This is a genomic window from Mesorhizobium sp. L103C119B0 (genome assembly GCF_000502235.1).
Classification (GTDB): Bacteria; Pseudomonadota; Alphaproteobacteria; order Rhizobiales; family Rhizobiaceae; genus Mesorhizobium.
The window spans coordinates 1-18,889 of the sequence record NZ_AYXE01000003.1 but is presented as its reverse complement, the minus strand read 5'-3'; the positions used below and the strand labels follow the sequence as shown (position 1 = coordinate 18,889).

Below are 18,889 nucleotides of genomic sequence, written 5' to 3'. Positions count from 1 at the left end.
CGAACAACAAAGGGCGTTCTTTTGCCTTTAGCCGAAATTGCAAGCAGTTCGGCCAGTCGAAGACAAGCGGGGCCACGGTTTGGAACCACTGACCTCAGACGTTGCAATAAGCCTACCATTCACAGCGAGCCGGAGTTGCTAAGAGTCTATGAATTTCCTTGAAGGATCTGTTGCAACGTTTGCCCAGCCTGGCCTGCTCCCGGTTTGCAGCGGTCATGGTCAGGCGATCCATCGCCTCTGCGAGCACGATCAGGAATTTGCCCTGCATCGCATCGCTGATCAGCTCCTGAAGGCCGGGACGCAACAGCGACCCGCCGCAGATCGCGCGGTGGGTATTGCTGTCGACGACTGTCCAGCCTTGCTTTTCAGCACGCAAGCAGCAGAGCCGCAACTGATCCTCGATCGAGGCGTCTCGGTGATTGTCAGTTGAGTAGCGAGCGCCAAGCGCGACCTTCATGAGGCGGCCCCTTACTCCGGGACGCGGTCTCGCGTCTGGCTATCCGTTTCGGCTTGAACGAAATCCCGTGCGGCCTGTCGTGCCAGCAGCCGGACCAGATTGACGAAGCGTCGATCGGGCTTCGGCGACGCAGACACAGCCGATTCGCGGGCCGCGCCGGCGACCACACGAAGCTTTTCGGCTGTTGCCGTTTCGGCGCGCTATGATCGCGTTCCTGTCCTGACGCGAAATACTCCGTTTCGCGACAATGATGCCAAGTCAGTGCTTCGACAAGCTGGAATTCTATCAATACGCGCGTCGCGCAGGAGCCAGTGCTGGCCGATGACGGGGCACCTTGTGCTCCGAAGAAGCCATGGCTATATATCCGGATAGAGAACGGAGGCACGCGATGGGCAACACTGCACAGAAGAGAGCCATCGAGAATTATCGCTCTCGCCTGGCTGAGCGCGGCATCGCGCGGTTCGATATCCAGGCCTTCGACGCAGACCGCGATCTACTGCGAACTCTTGCCCGAAAATTAACGGAGAGCGGGCCGGATGCCCGACAGCTTCGTCGGACCATACAGCAAGCCGTGGCGGGTGAGCCACCGAAAGCGGGCAGCATTCTCGCCGCGTTGCGTCGCTCGCCTCTGGTTGGCTCCAATCTCGACCTCAGCCGGCCGCGCGAAGAGGGGCGCAAGATCGACCTGTGACGCGCTACCTTCTTCATACCAATATCATCAGCAACGTCATAAAGCCGGAGCCTTCGGGCTCGTTGCTGGCCTGGATGGGCGCGCAGAAGGACGAAGACCTCTTCATTGCTTCGCTTACTGTCGCCGAAATTCGCCGAGGCATCCTAGAGAAGCCGAAGGGGAAAAAGCGCAGCAGCCTTGAAACTTGGTTCGAGGGCTCCGAAGGCCCGCAAGCGCTGTTCGCTGGCCGCGTGCTATCGTTCGACGAGAAAGCTGGCCTCGTGTGGGCGCGGCTGATGGCCAACGGCAAAGCCAGAGGCCATTCGCGGAGCGCCCTAGACACAATCATTGCCGCTGTAGCCGAAGCCAACGAGTGTGTCGTAGTGACCGACAATGAAAAGGACTTCGAGGACGTTCAGATAATCAACCCGCTCCGTAGCTCTGGAAGCCAAGCGGGTGATGATAGCTCCAACGGTCCGGCCGATTCAATTTGAGGATTTCAGCGGCACGGAGTCCGAACGTCTCGTGTTCGCCTACCTTTAGCGATGGCTGGATTGATCTTGCTTGGTTCGGCCAGGGCGTCTCTTCCAGTTCCGCTTTAATGCCATCCCGGTTCATCTAGTCAGCTCGATCTACCAACAGTTCGCTCGCACGAGCGCCGCGGACAAAGCGATCGCAGGGACTGCGCGATATGCGTGTCGAGCTCGTCCATCTTACACTCGATCTCGTCTTCGAAGGCCTCTCGCCAAACGCCACTGTAGTCGATGCCGCGCGCGGCTCGGGGCCTTCTCATCGAGGCTTTCTCGCGACTGGTCTGGCGCGCTACCAATGGCAAGTTCGCCCGCCGGGAACTCGTCGGTCTGTACTCCCAGCTCTGGGCGTCCACATCAACTGCGGAGGCTCTTGGCATCGCCGTGTTCTGCCTTTAGCTGGCAGCTCTCGAGCTCGACGAGCAGCCGATCAGCGACACCCGCGACCTCAAGTTCGACCCCATTAACTCGATAACACCCTATTGGCAGATTCAGTCGGGGAGGATCTGCCCACTCCGATCACAAGCCGATCTTTCAACCCCGTGGTCGGGAATTCTCCATGGACTTCGTGAAGAAGGAATGCAGCGCCGAAAGCCGAAGCGCTTCCGATACATCGACGCCCCTTCCGAGACGGAGCCCCGATTAGGCATTCCTGCCACTCTATCTAGCCGACCCCGTGGCCGCGTTGCCGATCGGTGCGCACTGGTCGCCTACATCGCCCCGGCACGTGAAGATCGTCTCTGCTGACGCTCGTTGACAATTCAGGCCGCCTCCGGCTGGCGTTTGATCAGCGTCAGCGTCAACCAGCGCGCGGTCAGCGCCGGCTTTTTCGAGCCCTCGATCTCAATCGTCACGCCCAGCGCCGTCTGCACCCAGCCCGACGGCCTGACCTTGACGTCGGCCAGTACGAAACGGGTGCGGATGCGCGATCCGGTTTTCACCGGCGCCAGGAAGCGCAGCGATTCGAAGCCATAGTTGACACCCATCTTGCAGTTTTCGAGCGGCCGCATGGTCTCGAAAGTCATCGCCGACAAAAGCGAAAGCGACAGGAAGCCATGTGCGATGGTGCCGCCGAACGGCGTCTCGCGCTTGGCGCGCTCCGGATCGCAGTGGATGAACTGGTGGTCATCGGTGGACTCGGCGAACTGGTCGATCATCCGCTGCGAGACCACCCGCCACGGCGACACGCCGACTTCCTTGCCGACGCTGGCCAGAAGCTCGTCGAGACTGATCGGTTCCAAGCTAATGTCCTCCATTTCAACCGTCCGAAGCGCGAGCGGCTTCATTCCGTGAACAGTGTCAGCCCATGCTGCACCGACTGCCGGCCATCCATCGGCAGGATGGCTCCGGTGAGATGACTGCCGTCACAGCTGCACGAATAGAGCGTTCCGCCGGCAATCTCATTCGGCGCACCGATGCGGCCGATCCGAACATGGCTGCAGACGAGCCGGCTTGTACTCGGTCGCGGTGCGCGTCGTGCAGGCCACTGAAAGCAGCTCGTCTTGCTACCGGTGATCATTCCGCCGGCGCCGCTATGCGGTATTGTCGCAGATTGATAAAATCAATTGTCTGGATAGTAACCATCCGTGTTTCGAATTTGGAGGAGTCCAGCAGACGGGGTGGCTTGTGGTCCTTGTTGAAGCGCGCCGGCCTCATTCACCGGTAGCACTGAGCCGGCAAGAAGCGCCAGTTCAATGACATTGGGTGTCGACACGGCAAAGCGGCATCAGATGCTACTTCATGATGCGGGATGGCGCTTGCTTCAAGAAGCGCTCGGCCTGACGTGGAAGCCAGCACCGGATCTGGACTGTCGATATGCGCCCGATATTCGCGCAGCACAGCCTGCAACCGCAGCGAGATGATCTCAGCCGTTGCGAGCATGCCAACCTTGGTGCCGGCCACTCTGTTAGCTTGAAGCGCAACGCGCATTTGACCCGTCACCAGACCGGGTTGCGTAACTTGGATTTCCAAGGCGTCTTCCTGGGTTTGCACCGTCAGCGCGCTGACAGCAAAGGCAGGTGCGCACGTCAAGGCAAGCGATCGTCTCGATCTCGCGGGCAATTCCAGCCCCACCGCGGGAATCTGACCCGACAACAACGAGCAGATGCGGTTCTCGCCCCAGCGCCATTGTTCTGTCTTTCGATGCATTCTCGCGTGCGCGCTTCTGGGGCGTCGTTCAGCGCAAGGTCGGTGACCACGGCTGCGCTTTCCGCGCCAGCCTCGAAAAACGCCTTCGAGCCGGTCAGGTTGAGGCCGCCGATGGAGACCAATGGGATCGGCGCGACCTGGTGCTTCCACTCGCTGATCCGCTCGAGCCCTTGCGACGCCCATTCATCTTCTTGAGGCTAGTTGGATAGACTGGGCCGAGCGCCACATACTCCGGCTCGGCCACTGGCGCCGTTTCCGGTTCGGTGTGATCGTGGATCGAAAGACCGAGCTTCATTCCGTCGTATTTAATCGTCAGCATCGGCGGCAGCCAAATCCTTTTGACCAAGATGGACGAAGTCGCAGCCTTCCTCGATTGCCGTGCGCCAATTGTCGTTGACGCTCACTTGGCAACCATGGACCGCGCAGGCGTCGTTCGCGCGGCGGATTTCCGTCTGCAGTCCTTTCTCGTCCATATCCTTTATCCGGAGCTGCAGCAGACGCACGCCGAGCGGCGCCAGCCGGTCAACCCAGCCGGCACGTCGAAATTCAGATAGAAGGGATCGAGCTTCATGAGAAGACAGCCCTGCCGACCTTCGGTGAGTAGCGCGGTTCGAGCATTCCAGTGCTAGCTTCACGAATGGCATCGACCGCCCTTGCCGAACGCACGCGCCATCCCGACCGGATCGGCCGCCCTCGGGACCGCCGTGTTCAGGAGCACGGCGTCAAACCCGAGCTCCATGACGTCGCCGCGTACGACGGCCGTCCGAGCCACGCATCCACAATCAAACGGAATGTAGGGGAAATGTCCGCGCATCAACTGCACCTCGGAGCCCAACGCTTCATCGCATTAGAATGAGCGTTCGAAACGCAGGATACCGCCGACACTGCTCTTCTTGTTGGCATTGGCCCAGTTCACTTCGGAAGCTTTCACCTTTCCGACGGCGGAGCCTCCGTAGCGGTCGTAGTCGAGTTCAGCCGTAACTGTGAAATCTGGAAGAAGCGCATAGGCGACGTTCGCAGCGACACCATAGTTCTTGAGCTGATCACCCGAGAGCTGAAGGTTGAACGAAGTTGTCTCGTTGACCTCGTAAGCGGCGCCAGCCCAGAAAGCCCAGTTCCCGCCCCAAATCTTATAGAAGCCGCGACCATGAGCGTCGATCGCGTTCATGGAGTCGTCGTTGAGCTTGCCATTGGAACCGTAGCCGAACATTCCGAACAGCAACAGTTCGTTGGTGACATTGATGTCGACACGGACCTTGGCGGCTACCGATTCGTAGTTGCTATCATAACCAGCAACGCCGGTGATCGCTCCCCAGCCATGTGTGTATTTCAAGCCGCCGACTATGTGCGGAGCGTAGTTGTCGATTGTGCCCACCACGCCTGAGCCTTCTTCGAGCGAAACCACGGCGGAAAAGCCGTTCGCGGCGTCGAAGTAGTACTGGACCACATCGGTATCCAAAGCGCCGTACGGAACCGGCGTCTGGTTGAGTACGTCACCCGCGCCGCCAATAAACATGTCGAAGGCCGACCAGTCCTTACCAACTCGGAGGCCACCAAGCTGAATCCAGGCGAAAGTCAAGATGCTGTCTCCGTTGAAGGCATAGGACCGAGAACTGTCCGAAACCAAAGTGTGGCGGTTACCGAAATTCACGCGGGTTTCGGTGTAGGTCTTCAACGTGCCGAGTTCGGTCTCCTGGCCGGTCCAAGCTTTCAGTGTGAAGCGCGTATTGTTTTGCCATGTACCCTGATCCTCACCAGTCCTCACATCTGAGGTTCTTGCGTGGTCAAACAATCCGACATGGCCCAAGCCGACGTCGTAACTGACATAGCCGCCGATGCGCAGGCAGGACTCGGTGCCTGAAATGTAGATGTAGCCCGAGCCGTAGACGTCGCAGATCTTGAGGTACTCAGTCGGATCAGGCTCGGGGACGATGATCACGGCGCGAGCGTCGGAAACGGCGACCAGTGCCGCAGTTGAGCCGAGGAGGAGGCTCCCAATGGTCATTGTTGATCTCCGTCTAAATAGTAAAAGGAATCGAGACCGATAAATGATTTTTGCTAAGCAAACGGTTGATAGCGCATCAAGCTGAATTCTAGGAGTGTTGCTGCACCTGTCGTGCTAATGCTCAGGAGAATTTAGAATGTGATTGAGACTTGTTGTCACATATATTAAGTAGTTATCACTCCCAGACGGTCATACAACATTTTTGTACAATCACCCTTTTCACCTCCGCGGCGGGCCTCACAAAGGGTACTACTGCAAATGACGTGCCACCCTGACGGCCCAGCTGCGGCTTGAAGCTCAAATGTGCGGGCGGACCTTGGTTCGCGTTTCCGTTCTTTTTGCCTTGCGGATCCACCCAAGCACGAACGGCAAACGTTTCGGCTACGGTTCGTCTGTTCGCTTCGCGACAGTTTGGCTTAATGGCGACGGCATTGTTTGCTGTGAGCCCCGCCGTTGAGGCATCATGCGGCGGCCACCGCTCGGTACGACGCCGTCACTTTGGCGAGCTGATGGTCGATAACCACGCGCCGCAGCCTTGCACCACTGAGTCGGTAGGCGCCAGCCTTGGCATTGCGGCGGACCTGACGGTCGCGTCGAGCAGGTTTTCGTGCTGAAAGCGGCGCGGCACAGCTAATGCTTCTGCCAGCAATTCACACAACGAGCTCATCGAGACGGCAGAGATCATTATGGGCGGCGGTAGCTGGCGTGCAAAGTCTGGACCCAACACCGTATATTGTCTCATCGGATGCTTCATCTGCGCTCAGAAGAGTCTCCCACGCGCAGATGAAGGGAAGGGACGGTGGAACAAAACGGTGCGCGTGAGGGTTTCGGCGGGAACACCATCGTCAGTCGCTGACCGAGTGCGCTCAGACCATCGCTGTCCAGCCAAGACTGAACGGCGCCCATTGCTAAAAAATTTCGAGCCCAAAGCGGAACGGACTGACATAGCGCAAAGACGCAGGCGAGCGCAGCGGTAAGGTTGGATGTTATCAGCATGGGACGGTGACCGTTGCAGACCACGAAATTTCGAGAGGCCCGGCTGCCTTGGTACACTATCTATCCGGCTGTGTCGGAGTTCTCTGGGGCGGTCGGCGCCGAGGCTTATGAGGAATGGCTCAGGAACCTGCCGGCTGATGATCCGGTGTCACTCTATCTGCACGTTCCGTTCTGCCGATCAGCCTGCTGGTATTGCGGCTTCCCAACCACCATCACCCGCCGTGATGCGCCCATCCTCAACTATCTGGCGGCGCTGCGTGACGAGATCCGTCTGGTTTCGGAGCGAGTGCCGAAGACGTTGCCCGTGAGCGACATACATTTCGGCGGCGGAACGCCATCTCTCATCGGACCAGCCGAGTTCCTCGCTCTGATGGAGTTCCTGCGATGCCGCTTCGCCATCTCGAAAGCAGCTACGGTCGCCATCGAGATCGATCCACGCACGCTCACGCCCGAGATGGCGGAAGGCTTGGGAGCGGCCGGCGTGAACCGCGCGAGCCTGGGCGTACAGAGCTTCGATCCCATTGTTCAAAAAGCGATCAACCGAATCCAGAGCGAGGCCCAGACGTCGGCTGCCGTGGAAGTGCTGCGCCGGCATAGAGTAAGCCGCATCAACTTCGACCTCATCTACGGCCTGCCGCGTCAAACGGTGGAGTCGTGCGTCGAAACAGTGAGGGCGGCGGTCGCCATACGCCCCGACCGGCTTGCCTTGTTCGGCTACTCGCACATCCCATCCCAAGTAAAGAATCAGCGCCTCATCGAGGCGGAATTTCTTCCCGACAGCGCTGCCCGCGCTGAACAGTATGCGGCTGTCGCCGTGACGCTGATTGCCGCCGGCTACCGACAGATCGGGCTCGACCATTTCGCTTTGCCGGACGACGAGCTCGCGCTGGCACAGGAAACAGGTCACCTGCGACGTAACTCGTTGGGCTACTCGGCGGATACCTGCAGAACCCTGATCGGTTTCGGCGCGTCGGCTATCGGCCGCATCGGCCAGGGNGTTGGGCTACTCGGCGGATACCTGCAGAACCCTGATCGGTTTCGGCGCGTCGGCTATCGGCCGCATCGGCCAGGGATACGTTCAAAACGAAGTTACACGGGATTCCTACATCCAGCACATCGCAGCTGGCCGACTGGCTACATCGAAGGGCCATCGCCTCACAGACGACGACCGCGTGCGAGCCGCAATTATCGAGCGATTAATGTGCGATTTCGAGGCTGACGTGCCGGCAATCTGTGTCGCCCACGGATCTGATCCGATCCGTCTTCGCGATTCGGCTGAGCGCTTGGCCATGCTGGCCAAGGACGGGATAGTGGACTTCGAGAACGGCTTTGTCCGCGTACGGCGGGAGCATCGCTTTGGGATTCGCGCTGTCGCTGCCGCATTCGATGTTTTTAGGGATGGCGTTACGTATATCCCGCAGCAGCTTAATGCGATGCAAAGCACGACATAGTCCGGCATCAATGTCTCCGCTTGGAACCGCCGGCCTACTTGCCACGCCGGCCGGGCGCTGGTCTGGCAAGTGGGCTTTCCGTTTGCCAATGCGTTCGTTCCCGGCCCTCACGGGGCGGCGAGTCCCTGCCGTGAGCGCCTCACCCGCGAGGCTACATGGCGGCCGTGGAGATTACCTCAGCAGCGGCGCCCGATCGGAAACCTTAGCACCTCAGCGCTTTGGCGTGGCTGCTTGAACTCTTCGACGGCAACCGCCTCAATTAGCAGGTCCAAGGCTTCGCGGCCCCTTTGACTCATCGGGTCATCCCCACAAAGGTAGTCATACGCTCGATCTAAATGCACTCGGGCGGCGGAAAAATCGCTTGTCATATCATAGAACCCTCTCTACCCGCCCGCATTGCCGTCTACGAGGTGAAGGTAGTGCAATCGGCAATATATACAGACAAATTTGAATTAAATCGGAGATGATCATGGAGGCCGAGTTCCCTGACCTGATGCCGCCATTGAGCCCGCCGACGACCACTCGCTGGCGCTCGGTCGGTTCATAAATGCCGAGCACCCCGTCCCGAGACCACCTCTGACCTCCCTCCTTCGATGCTAGACGCGTGGAAGACATGGCTGCGCCGCCGCTGCGAGAAAGGCGTGTCCCATCGCGCGGCGGCTGCATAGTGGGCAGCAGTGCTGGGAGCTAATCGGCAAAGCCGCGTGTGGCGATTTTGCATAGCGGGCGCAGGCGAATCGCCACGCCCGTCCAGCATGTCCGATGCCGCGTAGGCCGCCAGGATCCCTGAGCGGAGTGCATGCACGATCCCGCGTGATGACAGTGGATCGGCACAGAACAGGCAGTCGCCCGCCGCGACCCAGCGGTCACCGGCGGCGGGATCGATTGCGGTTCCCGCCGCCTTGATCATGCTGGCGGTCTCGATTGCGTTGGGCGGCACGAGCGGCGCGATGGACTGCGTTGCGGCTAAAGCTTGGTACCAATGTCCGGCTTTGCGCAGTTCGCTGCCCAGATCCGGATCGGTGAGGCACGCGCAAGTCGGCGCTGTACCACCAGCCTTCGGGACGCGCCTTGACGACCATGCTGCAATCGCCCGGTGCGCGGTCGAAAAAGCGTGTGTAGGCGGCAAGATGTCCGTGCATGGTGAGCTTGGCGCCGAAACATCGCGCCAGCCTCCAACTGCGACCGGTCGCCCAAACCACGGCGCGGGCAACGATAGCTTCATCGGCCAGCTTGAGCAGCCAGCCTTGATCGTCGCGCACTGCCGAACCCACGGCCGAGCCAAACCGCGTGTCCACACCTGCCGCCTTGGCCGCCTGCACCATCAGCCGGTCGAATCGCGTCCGGTCGAGCTGCCAGCCGGCACCTTGAGCGGAAAACATGCCGTGCCGCTCGCTGGGAACTTCATTGGCCCACACCGAAACAAGCGCACGATTTTCAACGAAGCCGGCCTCGGCGAACGGCGTCCAGACACCAAGCTGACGCAGCAGCCCATTCGCTACTGCCGGCAGCACCTCTCCCGGCTTTGGCCGATCATGCCTTCCTGCTTCCAGCAACAGCACGCTCCGCGCGGGTGCATCGTTGCCAACGCCAGTCCGGATGTGGTCGCCGCCGAACGTGATCGTCTCAGCGAGCTGGCGGGACAAAATGCCAACCTCAAGATAGCGTTGGCCCGGATCAGCGAGGCGGACTGAGGAAGACTTTAAATTCAAAAGGTGACACGCGGCAATAGTCGCGTGCCGCTGTAGCCCCAGGCTCCGCTTCACCGTGGGGACCGATCGGTCGCACTCTCAGCCTGGGGTTCTTCTCTGCCACCCATCATCGAATTTTGGTGGATTGTCCGTCTCCCGCACCGGTTTGAGCGCGATAGACAAGAATCGCGTTTTCTGTGCCGGCCGGGCTTCAATGACGGGGATGGCGAAAAGCTGAGTGCTCGGGCTTGCGGGCCGAGCTTGTCGGCCGCTCGATGGAATGTGTCATTTGAGGTGGGGTCTCGGCCGCGTGCAGCTGAAAGACACGCTCGTCCAGTTCCTTGTCTACTTCCGTCAGACGATGATTGAGGCGAAGGTAGTCCGTCCAGGTCGGCGTGCGAAACGTTTCTGTCCAATGCATAGGCTTCTGCAAGTTCCGCTGGAGCGTCCAGTTCCGGGCACCGACGCGGCTGTGTACATGGCGCCGCTGCCGCATGAGGTCGAGGAAGGCCTCGAGATTTCTCTCGGCTATCAGGTATTGGATCTTGACCACGATCGGGCCGCTCCTCGGCTTCAAATTGAGAGAGACAGCTGGGGCATCGAATTCCTCCAAGGGATCGGGCTCGGAGTCGCGGCGCTCCCGAAGCGGAAAGAGAACGCCGGCTGCAGCGACGATCAACAGGGCTCCAGCGGAACCCTCTAGCGCCCAGGTCAACGAATGGTTTTCGGCCACCGTGCCCCACACCCAGCTACCGAGCGCGATGCCGCCGTCTATCAAAGCATAGTAGATCGAGATGGTGCGCCCCACGACCCAGCGCGGGCTCGCCAGCTGCACGCTCACACCGACCCCTGACCAGGCGGTGACCCAGCCCGCGCCGCCCAAAGCGAGTGCAATTGCCGCCACCCCGATCGAAGAGGTCAGTGCCAGGGAAAGTGAGCACGCCGCGCAGGCGACGCAGGAGAGCCTCATCAGCCGCTCCTGCGACAAGCTCCGTCTGAACAGGCTGTTGGAGAGGCCGGCGAAGACGGCACCGGTCCCGAAGCCGGCCATGAGCGCGCCATAGGCGAGCGGGCCTCCTCCCAGCTGGTCGCGGACAACCACCGGCAGCAGCGCGAGTATGGCGATGCTCGCCAGGCCAAAGAGGGTTCCGCGCGCGATCGCCGCTTTGATTTCCGATGACATCGCCGTGAAGCGCAGCCCGTCATAGATCGCCGTCCTCATCGACTCGCGTGGAAGAGGGGACGAGCGAACCTTCCACTTGCAGCGCCAAATAGTGGCCAAAGGTACGAAATAGGTGAGCGTGGTCACCGCAAATGCCGCCATGAGGCCAAAAGAGGCAACCACAATGCCGCCGAGCGCCGGACCCACGGTCCGGACGGTGTTGAAGCCAACAGAAAGCAGGGTTACGGCAGCGGGAACATCTCGTCGATCCACGATATCGCCAACCGACGCTTGCCAGGCCGGATCATTGAGAGCACCGCCGCTTGCGATCAAAAAGCTGAAGCCGAGGATCATCCACGGACTGACAAAGCCCAGCGCTACAGACGCGGTCAGCATCGCGGACGCAATCACCATAAGGCACCGACCGGCGAACATCACCCTGCGCCGGCTGAAATTGTCGGCGAGAGCTCCGGCAAAAACGGACAGGACGAAAGCGGGCAGGTTCGATGAAGCCTGCACCAGCGCAACCATCAGATCGGAAGTCGAGATCGTTGCCATCAGCCAGCTGATGGCAACAGTCTGCATCAACCAGCCGAGGCTTGAAACCTGCGTCGCGAGCCAGATCGAACGAAAGGTCGGCTGCAGAAGTGGCCCAAAGGTCGTTGGTGCAGCCAAATCTTCGTTTGATCCAGCCACCCTACTCATTTTGCGAACCTTTGCTTTCCGTTATTGTCGTTTCGCATGTAATCTAGGCTGAACCGTGGCGGCTGGAAGAATAGATGGACCCATTTGTCTCCGACGATGTGGCCACAGTTCCTCCTGACCAGTGGTCTGGCGGCCGGGACGCAGACATGGGCCGGCTCACTCGCCTTCGACGACATGTTGGTGAGCCGGAATTCACATGTCATTTGAGGCATCATGCTCGTTCGACGCGCTGCGAGCGATTTTTCGCGAAACGTTACCCCGTTCTTTTGTTGGAAACTCACTCATCAGCGGCGTTCGATGCTGAGTGCGGCTTCCGAAAAGTGAGGACGCTTGCAGATCTTTGACAGGATCAGTTCCCTGATAGATGCAGACGATTGCCAGGCCGCGATCGAAGACGCGCGCGCCCTGCTCCTTCAGTTCGGACAAAAGTCTGATGCGCTCACACATGCGATCGACGAGTTTCTGCTCGACCTGATGACATTGGCTTTCATCGTCGAATGTTACGGACGCGGCTTTGAACTTTTGGCGCGAACGCTTGCCCGTAGAAGGCTGGCGAAGGTCAGACTGTTGTCGGGAGGGGTCGGCCGGGCAGAACGGGTTCCAAAGCCTGATGGCTGAACCGGCGATCGAGCCGCGTTCCATTAACGACGTGGCGACCGCCAAAAAAAAGGGCATCGGAAAACCGAGGCCCTTTAGGTGTAAAGTCAAAACCTTCAGAGGGGAACAGCTGATACCATGGAATGGGAGGAAACCATCGCATGCATCAGCTGTAAGCTTAATGGCTAAAAGTTGTGCAATGCGCAAACACATTTTGTGCAATGCAGCTATGCAGTAACGCAAAGCCTCAAGTTGCAAGATCGATTTTGGAAATGTTTGCTGCTCGTACGGTGATGGGCGAGATCCTTAAGCGTATGTACGGCGGCATGATGGACGCTTGCAAGCAGCCAGACAAGATTATCGCGAAGCTAAAAGAAGGTTCGATCCAATCGGCGATGCTCAATACCCGCGCCATTCTGGTTCAGCCGGGCGTTACATCGCCTCGCCAAGTTGAGGATGTATTGGTCGCGAGCAGCCGCGCGCCAATTTGGAACCCACGACCATATGCAACGATTGGGCACTGTCCGAAGAAGGCCGAGAACGGTTGAAAGTGCGCTAGATGGAGATATTCTGAATTGGAACGGGGGCCTGGTTCATCGCCAAAGCGAGACATGGATGAAAAGCAGATCGCGCCCAACGCCTGATCCAACCATTGCAACGGAAGTCCCCTGGTCGGAAAGCCTAACCGCATATGATGACAAGCATTTCCAGCTCTATTTGAAGCTCATGGACGCTTGCGCCGACAGTGCCAGCGAAGAGGAGATGGCGCTGGATGTACTGGGTATCGATCCGGTCAAAGAGCCAATCCGCGCCCGTAAGGCCCTTCGCAGTCACCTCAAACGGGTGCTCTGGTTTATGCATGAGGGCCATAAGGAACTGCTTCCAAGCCGGCCGCCTCAATAACTGCGGCGCCGAACAAGGTTGCCCGAGAGATCAGGTGGCGCCCTCGGGGGATGCGAGGACACTTGAAAGCCGCAATCGGGTTATCATCTCCATACTGCGTGATCTCTCGGTGTACTGCGGTCCCGACTTTACGGATGTCACCCCCGTCGGCCTGGGGCACCCCTTCAAGGTGACATTCACGTCGGCCCCGGATTTGTCTGGCACCTACGAGAACGTTGCAGGGAGCGGCTCGGTAAGCGGCTTTGAACGACCCGGTCAACTCGTAATGACCTACTCCGGAGCAGATGGGATGTCCCATGGAGTTGCCATTCTCCAAGACATTCAGACCCACCTTTCTTCCAACAACGTCGAGCATGATTACGTGGGAGCCGTTTTGGTCCACGCTTGCTATAAGGCGGACACCCAGCAGTGCGATGCCGCCAAATCACGCAATATAAATTCTGCAGGGCGATTTTGTCGAAAAACAGGGAACCCGACAAGGATCCTTCCCTCAAGGGTTACTCGACGAACCATGTTCGGCTTTTCAGAACGATCTGAAGCTGAAGCTTAGCCCGACGGCACAGCTTTAGGCACGAAGGCGCTCACCAGGGTCGCAGCTCAAAGAGAACGGCGCCCTTCGCCGGGGGGCCGTCCGTTCCGCATCCCGCCTGACGGCGGCGCGTTGCTGATGCTCCTACGGCCGCCCTGTTGAGCCGGTCTCAGGGCCACGGTCTTTCTCCTGCACCGATCTGACTTGGTCCCGCTGGCGGGCATTTAGGTGCTTCCGTTTTGTACGCTCTTCTTTCTTGGGCCGCTTCGCGGCACGGCTGCGCCGACATGGATGTGCCTAGCGGCACCTCTCCTATGTAGCGGGAAGAGAGGCGCGCGGCCCTCTCTCCCCAGCAAGCCGCCGCGGGCGGGTTCCCCCATCTTCCTCCGCTTCGCTAGGTGCAGACCGGGGAGACCCCTCCGCCCCCGGGACTTGCCCCCCCCCTCGCTCCCCGCTACTCGCCGCGAGGCAGGGGTTCAGGGGACCTGAACCCATCAGGTCAATCGCTGAAATCAACACGAGCAAGTCCATGAATACCGCTGTTATCACTATCCCGCCCGCAGGTAGGGCCGAACTGGCCGCCAGCATCGAGGCCCATGGCCTCATCCATAACCTTTTGACCCGCAAGGCCCCGAAGGGAGCCAAGTTCGAAGTCGTCGCCGGAGGGCGGCGACTGGGGGCGTTGCGGTTGCTGCTGGACGAGGGCCGCACCGTACAGGGCGTGGCTGTGACCAAGGATTATCCGGTCAACCGCTGGCTTGAAGACATTACGGCAGTTGCCGGCCATTATGCGTTTCTCCCTGAAGTCGACCTGCCAGATTTACTCAACGGCTTAGGCTACCGAAGCCTGGGGATGAGGATCTGGAGGGCATTGCCCAAACAGCGCGAGAGCACTGGGGAATCGGATTGCGACCGACCCCAACGTAGTTGCTCTGCTGGAGCAGATCGGCGTCGTCGTGGCGAGCGAACCAATGGAAACCACACAGTTGTATGGGCTAAGCAGGTGGGGATCTGATCGTCGCCCACACGTATTTCTAGCGCAGTCATTCGCGCGAAGACAATTTTGATGCCGCGCACGAGTTGGCCCACCTCTTGCTGCACCGTGCAGTGTCCGAGGATGAGCTTGTCGAGAATTTCAAGCTGATCCAAGACCAAGCTCATCGGTTCGCTTCAGCGTTGCTTCTGCCGGCGAGTCAGTTCTCGGCTGAGGTCACTAGTGCCTCGCTTTGGGAGCTGGAGCGGCTGAAGGTTCGCTGGCGCGTGTCCATCAAGGCTCAGATCATGCGTCTCCAACGCCTCTGCATTGTCGATGCCGAGGGAGCGACCCGCCTCTATCGTAGCTACAGCGCCAAGGGCTACTCAGGATCCGAGCCCTACGATGACGTTTGGCCGCTGCAGCAACCTACGTTACTGGCTGATGTATTTCGGACCGTGGTGGATGACGGGGGCTGTCCAAGGAAGAGCTTCGGCACGATCTGCCGTTGTTCGCTCATGATGTTGAGAGCTTGGCTGCACTTCCTCCAAGTAAGCTTGACCCCAGCACTCCGGTGCACAGGTTCTCCTGGCTGCCGGATGCGCACGTCTGCGGTCTTCACCGGATGGACCTTCCTCCGGGCTGGCTCTCGCAAGAGCCTGCTCGCGTCGTGAAGCTGAAGCTCGTGGCGCCGACCCGCGGTGAGGGGCCGTCCGGCCAGCTCGGCGAGGTCATACCAATGTCGCGCCGACAATAAGCGACGTCCGCCAAGAAATATGCCGCAAGCGAAACAGCGGTGGTGTGCTTACAGTATGGGCAAGCTGCCGTTGAGATAACCGTCTGCCTGTGCCTAGGCTGCCCTAAAGCCGACAGGGAAAATGCGCTGGTGTTTCTTCTTGTAGATGCAGTAAGTGAGCAGATCGTAGGTGTTTGAGAAGCTGTGCAACCAGAATACATGGGGTTCGCCGTTCGCATCATAAAAGATGCTTTCGCCTTCGCCTACTGGACCCCGTTTGCGGTTCGTTGCGTGATCGCAGATCGCGGAATAGGCAACTGTGGTGGTGATTCCGGGAAAGTGCTCAGCTAAAGCTATCGATCTTGGAAAATATGCCACATTGTCATTCCCTGCCTTCTCGCAAATATCTCTGTGATACGGATGCCGACTGACAACGCCGAAGGCAGGAAACTCCGGGTCGCGTTCACAAACCATTTGCCAAAGTGTTGTTGTAAGTGTGTTCCCATAGCGCTTGCGAAGCTGCTCGATACTCTTCCATTCCAATGAGCAGTCCAGCGCTTCCGGTCGAAACCTTCCTCCCAGAAACAAGAGATGGCGTCCGCCATAGTTAGCTTCTGCTTCCATTGCCTGATGGAATGTTGGGTTCAGCGTGGACTCGTTGTCGCCCAGAAGCAGGGAGCGATGCCACGGTAGAAGGTCATGTGTAATTTCATGTGCGATGAGGAAGCGTCGCTTTAGCTCGGCTACCTCGTCATCGATGAAGATTCTTTTGTCGCCTTCCTTCAACATTAGGATACCACGAAGGCCATATTGCTGGACTACATCGACCATGCGCTTAGCCGTGCTGGTGATCTCGTTCCCAGCCATTCGCGCCCTGTGGGCGATCTCATCTAATAGGCTCAAGTTCGCCTTGCTATAATAGGTAAGGTCAAGCTTTTGCAGCGCGCGCACCTGCTCGAGCCTTAATGGGGGCTCTGGATTGCCGAGATCACGTAGCAAACGTGATATGTGCTCATGGATATCTCGGCGCTCAAAGTTCCCGATTATCGGCTCAATCGCAGACATGGTCATCCATTCTTCTTATCGATTGACGCCAGTACCTTAACGAAATCGTTGAGGTCGCGCCTTTCAGCCTGGCTTAGTTTCGATAGGTCGTCTGAACTCGCAGCAAAACGATGCACCGCTTCGGTGAGATTGTCATTCTGCGCGGACGCCGCCGCAGTCAGCAGTCCTACAGCACGTGCTGAAACCCCAATAAACTCGGCTAGCTGATGAACGGTACGCGGGCCTGGAACATAGTTGGGATCCTTCTCCACCTGCTCCAATTCCGCCGCATCAACACGAATTTTGGCAGCCAACTGCGCAATGCTTAAACCGTCCTTGCGTCGAAGCTGATGCACCAACTTAAACAACACAGCAGATTTCTGTTCGGGGGCAGCCGAATTAGGCTGCCCCGCAGTTGCTTGATGACGAGACTTCTCCTGCATAAGACGCTCAAGCGGAGCTGCGTCGCGGAGCGGGAGCCCCACGTCGCAATCGACATCCGGATCATGTTCGATATGGCTGCGCAGCCAATCGGCAGTGAAATGTAATTTCATGGTCGACTCCTCTTGTTAGTGTTGCACGGATAGGAAAGTCGCAGCATCCCTGCTGGAAAGCTCGAAGTATCTAAGTCCTTTATGTACTCCTTCGCTATCCGTTCCGAAATCCGTCATTCCGATCGCATCCCGGTAGAAAACTTCTGCGCCACGAAGAGAATGCAGACCAATTCGGCCACCAAATTCCTCTTCTAGGCTCAAGCTGACGGCCGTACCGATGAGCACACGGCCCGCGCCCTTGTAAGTCGGGTCAGCAACCAACTTTGGTCGGTTCCATGGAGCCGTCGCCAAAAACTCCACGTAGATCAGCGGCGCTCGCTGATGCTCGGGGTGGCGACTGAAGCAATCCTGACCGCCTTTGCGCGTCATCATGATGGCTTGGGTACTGCTGACCTGCCACTGAACTGTCATCCAGCGGCGATTAGAGCCTCGGCCGTTTCTGTTACGCCGTAGGGCGCGGGNGGTGACCTGCCACTGAACTGTCATCCAGCGGCGATTAGAGCCTCGGCCGTTTCTGTTACGCCGTAGGGCGCGGGTTGAGCAACCGGCAGAGACGCGAAGCCGTCAATGAGCGCAGCGTCGGAGCCGGTTGCGGTGAGGGTTCCGGCGAAGGCCGCCGGGGTCTGGTAGCCGAGCGAGGAATGCGGCCTCGCGGTGTTGAAGTCCTGCCTCCATTCGGCGATGGCGCTTCGGGCGTGGTCGAGGCTGAAGAACAGGCTCTCGTTCAAGAACTCATCGCGCATCCGGCCGTTGAAGGATTCGACGTAACCGTTCTGCATCGGCTTGCCCGGCGCGATGTAGTGCCATTCGACGCGGTGATCCTTCGACCAGGCGAGGATCGCGTTCGAGGTGAACTCCGTGCCGTGATCGGAGACGATCATGTCCGGCTTGCCCCGCTGGACGATCAGGTCCGTCAGTTCACGGGCAACCCGACGGCCGGAGATCGAGGTGTCCGGGATCGCGGCAAGGCATTCGCGGGTCACGTCGTCGACGATGTTGAGCACGCGGAAGCGTCGTCCGCAGGCGAACTGGTCATGCACGAAGTCGAGCGACCAGCGCGCGTTCGGCTTCGCCTCGACCAGGATCGGCGCCCGCGTGCCGACCGCGCGGCGCCGGGCTCGGCGCTTCCGCACCGTCAGGCCCTCCTCGCGGTAGAGCCGGTAGATGCGGTTGATCCCCGATGCCTCGCCCTCGCGCCGGAGCAGGATGAACAATCGTCGATAGCCGAAACGTCTGCGCTCGTTGGCGAGGTCGCGCAACCTTGTGCGCAACTCCGTCTCTGGCGGACGCCGGGACTGGTAGCGGATCATCTTGCGATCAGCGCCCACAAAGGAACAGGCCCGACGCTCCGACAGGCTCATGACGGCCTGCAGATGCGCGACGGCTTCGCGCTTGGCGGCGGGCCCTACCATTTTTTTGACAGAAGCTCGCGCAATGCCGAGGCTTCCAGCATCTGGTCGGCGAGCAGCTTCTTCAGCTTGGCGTTCTCGTCTTCCAGGGCCTTCAGGCGCTTGGCGTCAGAGATGTCCATCCCGCCATACTTGGCCTTCCAGTTATACAGCGTCGCCTCGCTGACCCCGTGCTTGCGGGCCAGATCGCCCGCTTTCGCACCCGCCTCGTGCTCGCGCAGCACCGTGAGGATTTGCTCTTCCGTGAACCGCTTCCGCTTCATCAGTCCGTCCTTCGATCAAGGCCCGGACTCTAATCTCAGATGGAGGAAAAACTCAGTGGCAGGTCA

The 18,889-nt window shown here is 59.3% G+C and carries 17 protein-coding genes and 3 pseudogenes; 6 read left to right on the top strand and 14 right to left on the bottom strand.

Annotation, left to right across the window (positions count from 1 at the left end):
- Window positions 1-112: 112 nt before the first annotated feature.
- Entirely contained in the window at window positions 113-457 is a 345-nt protein-coding gene (locus tag X728_RS161265; protein WP_023690648.1) for a recombinase family protein, read from the bottom strand.
- 388 nt (window positions 458-845) lie between these two features.
- Here X728_RS161265 and X728_RS161270 point away from each other — a divergent pair, with 388 nt between their 5' ends.
- Window positions 846-1,148, top strand: coding sequence for a hypothetical protein (locus X728_RS161270; RefSeq protein WP_023697195.1), 303 nt, complete (start codon window positions 846-848; stop codon window positions 1,146-1,148).
- On the top strand, window positions 1,145-1,621 hold the full coding sequence (locus X728_RS161275) for a type II toxin-antitoxin system VapC family toxin (protein WP_023697194.1): 477 nt from the start codon (window positions 1,145-1,147) through the stop codon (window positions 1,619-1,621). Before X728_RS161270 ends, X728_RS161275 begins: the two co-directional genes overlap by 4 nt.
- Before the next feature lie 797 nt (window positions 1,622-2,418).
- Here the strand turns inward: X728_RS161275 and X728_RS161280 are convergent.
- The 5 genes and pseudogenes from X728_RS161280 to X728_RS161295 all read right to left on the bottom strand — a co-directional run bounded on the left by X728_RS161280 (window position 2,419) and on the right by X728_RS161295 (window position 5,810).
- Complete coding sequence (locus X728_RS161280; RefSeq protein ID WP_031194149.1) at window positions 2,419-2,913, bottom strand: MaoC family dehydratase; 495 nt, start codon at window positions 2,911-2,913, stop codon at window positions 2,419-2,421.
- Window positions 2,914-3,313: 400 nt separating this feature from the next.
- On the bottom strand, window positions 3,314-3,805 hold the full coding sequence (locus X728_RS01000000166235) for a bifunctional hydroxymethylpyrimidine kinase/phosphomethylpyrimidine kinase (protein ID WP_081731049.1): 492 nt from the start codon (window positions 3,803-3,805) through the stop codon (window positions 3,314-3,316).
- Window positions 3,793-4,376, bottom strand: a pseudogene (locus X728_RS01000000166230) (thiamine phosphate synthase); the annotation flags it as partial. The gene X728_RS01000000166235 and the pseudogene X728_RS01000000166230, both read right to left, overlap by 13 nt.
- Window positions 4,373-4,628 (bottom strand): annotated as a pseudogene (locus X728_RS161290) (thiazole synthase); the annotation flags it as partial. The pseudogenes X728_RS161290 and X728_RS01000000166230, both read right to left, overlap by 4 nt.
- Window positions 4,629-4,652: 24 nt before the next feature.
- Window positions 4,653-5,810: a porin gene (locus tag X728_RS161295; RefSeq protein ID WP_023697187.1), complete on the bottom strand. Its 1,158-nt coding sequence runs from the start codon at window positions 5,808-5,810 to the stop codon at window positions 4,653-4,655.
- A 1,009-nt stretch (window positions 5,811-6,819) separates the two neighbouring features.
- Between X728_RS161295 and X728_RS01000000166225 the strand changes: the two are divergent.
- Window positions 6,820-8,257, top strand: a pseudogene (locus tag X728_RS01000000166225) (radical SAM protein).
- Window positions 8,258-8,433: 176 nt separating this feature from the next.
- Here the strand turns inward: X728_RS01000000166225 and X728_RS1000000171315 are convergent.
- The 4 genes from X728_RS1000000171315 to X728_RS1000000168320 form a co-directional block, all read right to left on the bottom strand.
- A complete protein-coding gene (locus tag X728_RS1000000171315; RefSeq protein ID WP_023727257.1) occupies window positions 8,434-8,625 on the bottom strand; it encodes a hypothetical protein in 192 nt (63 codons plus the stop codon).
- A 498-nt stretch (window positions 8,626-9,123) separates the two neighbouring features.
- On the bottom strand, window positions 9,124-10,023 hold the full coding sequence (locus tag X728_RS01000000166220; RefSeq protein ID WP_155923854.1) for a hypothetical protein: 900 nt from the start codon (window positions 10,021-10,023) through the stop codon (window positions 9,124-9,126).
- A 136-nt stretch (window positions 10,024-10,159) separates the two neighbouring features.
- Window positions 10,160-11,815: an MFS transporter gene (locus X728_RS161305; RefSeq protein WP_031194848.1), complete on the bottom strand. Its 1,656-nt coding sequence runs from the start codon at window positions 11,813-11,815 to the stop codon at window positions 10,160-10,162.
- A gap of 192 nt (window positions 11,816-12,007) precedes the next feature.
- Window positions 12,008-12,490: a hypothetical protein gene (locus tag X728_RS1000000168320; protein WP_081732311.1), complete on the bottom strand. Its 483-nt coding sequence runs from the start codon at window positions 12,488-12,490 to the stop codon at window positions 12,008-12,010.
- A 194-nt stretch (window positions 12,491-12,684) separates the two neighbouring features.
- On the opposite strand from X728_RS1000000168320, the gene X728_RS161315 reads away from it, so the two are divergent.
- The 3 genes from X728_RS161315 to X728_RS1000000172195 all read left to right on the top strand — a co-directional run bounded on the left by X728_RS161315 (window position 12,685) and on the right by X728_RS1000000172195 (window position 14,859).
- Window positions 12,685-12,960: a hypothetical protein gene (locus X728_RS161315; RefSeq protein ID WP_023829685.1), complete on the top strand. Its 276-nt coding sequence runs from the start codon at window positions 12,685-12,687 to the stop codon at window positions 12,958-12,960.
- Window positions 12,961-13,027: 67 nt separating this feature from the next.
- Entirely contained in the window at window positions 13,028-13,315 is a 288-nt protein-coding gene (locus X728_RS1000000168315; RefSeq protein ID WP_081731045.1) for a hypothetical protein, read from the top strand.
- 1,058 nt (window positions 13,316-14,373) lie between these two features.
- Window positions 14,374-14,859: a ParB N-terminal domain-containing protein gene (locus X728_RS1000000172195; protein WP_023697180.1), complete on the top strand. Its 486-nt coding sequence runs from the start codon at window positions 14,374-14,376 to the stop codon at window positions 14,857-14,859.
- 808 nt (window positions 14,860-15,667) lie between these two features.
- Here the strand turns inward: X728_RS1000000172195 and X728_RS161325 are convergent.
- The 4 genes from X728_RS161325 to X728_RS161330 form a co-directional block, all read right to left on the bottom strand.
- On the bottom strand, window positions 15,668-16,618 hold the full coding sequence (locus X728_RS161325) for an ImmA/IrrE family metallo-endopeptidase (RefSeq protein ID WP_245266069.1): 951 nt from the start codon (window positions 16,616-16,618) through the stop codon (window positions 15,668-15,670).
- 2 nt (window positions 16,619-16,620) lie between these two features.
- Entirely contained in the window at window positions 16,621-17,151 is a 531-nt protein-coding gene (locus tag X728_RS0134140) for a helix-turn-helix transcriptional regulator (RefSeq protein ID WP_023830723.1), read from the bottom strand.
- Window positions 17,152-17,166: 15 nt separating this feature from the next.
- The gene (locus tag X728_RS01000000166210) at window positions 17,167-17,523 is read right to left on the bottom strand and encodes a hypothetical protein (protein ID WP_245266068.1); all 357 of its coding nucleotides are present in this window, start codon (window positions 17,521-17,523) and stop codon (window positions 17,167-17,169) included.
- Between the two features lie 110 nt (window positions 17,524-17,633).
- A protein-coding gene (locus tag X728_RS161330) for an IS3 family transposase (RefSeq protein WP_155923919.1) occupies window positions 17,634-18,823 on the bottom strand; the annotation gives its coding sequence in 2 pieces (ribosomal slippage) (window positions 17,634-18,571 and window positions 18,571-18,823; 1,191 coding nt in all).
- Window positions 18,824-18,889: the final 66 nt, after the last annotated feature.

Bases quoted from the DNA above. Each gene is read 5' to 3' on its own strand.
- X728_RS161265 (WP_023690648.1), bottom strand. From the start codon at position 457: ATGAAGGTCGCGCTTGGCGCTCGCTACTCAACTGACAATCACCGAGAC.
- X728_RS1000000168320 (WP_081732311.1), bottom strand. From the start codon at position 12,490: ATGCCCTTTTTTTTGGCGGTCGCCACGTCGTTAATGGAACGCGGCTCG.
- X728_RS0134140 (WP_023830723.1), bottom strand. From the start codon at position 17,151: ATGAAATTACATTTCACTGCCGATTGGCTGCGCAGCCATATCGAACAT.
- X728_RS01000000166235 (WP_081731049.1), bottom strand. From the start codon at position 3,805: ATGCATCGAAAGACAGAACAATGGCGCTGGGGCGAGAACCGCATCTGC.
- X728_RS1000000171315 (WP_023727257.1), bottom strand. From the start codon at position 8,625: ATGACAAGCGATTTTTCCGCCGCCCGAGTGCATTTAGATCGAGCGTAT.
- X728_RS161305 (WP_031194848.1), bottom strand. From the start codon at position 11,815: ATGAGTAGGGTGGCTGGATCAAACGAAGATTTGGCTGCACCAACGACC.
- X728_RS1000000168315 (WP_081731045.1), top strand. From the start codon at position 13,028: ATGAAAAGCAGATCGCGCCCAACGCCTGATCCAACCATTGCAACGGAA.
- X728_RS161270 (WP_023697195.1), top strand. From the start codon at position 846: ATGGGCAACACTGCACAGAAGAGAGCCATCGAGAATTATCGCTCTCGC.
- X728_RS1000000172195 (WP_023697180.1), top strand. From the start codon at position 14,374: ATGAATACCGCTGTTATCACTATCCCGCCCGCAGGTAGGGCCGAACTG.
- X728_RS161325 (WP_245266069.1), bottom strand. From the start codon at position 16,618: ATGTCTGCGATTGAGCCGATAATCGGGAACTTTGAGCGCCGAGATATC.
- X728_RS161280 (WP_031194149.1), bottom strand. From the start codon at position 2,913: ATGGAGGACATTAGCTTGGAACCGATCAGTCTCGACGAGCTTCTGGCC.
- X728_RS161315 (WP_023829685.1), top strand. From the start codon at position 12,685: ATGTTTGCTGCTCGTACGGTGATGGGCGAGATCCTTAAGCGTATGTAC.
- X728_RS161295 (WP_023697187.1), bottom strand. From the start codon at position 5,810: ATGACCATTGGGAGCCTCCTCCTCGGCTCAACTGCGGCACTGGTCGCC.
- X728_RS01000000166210 (WP_245266068.1), bottom strand. From the start codon at position 17,523: ATGATGACGCGCAAAGGCGGTCAGGATTGCTTCAGTCGCCACCCCGAG.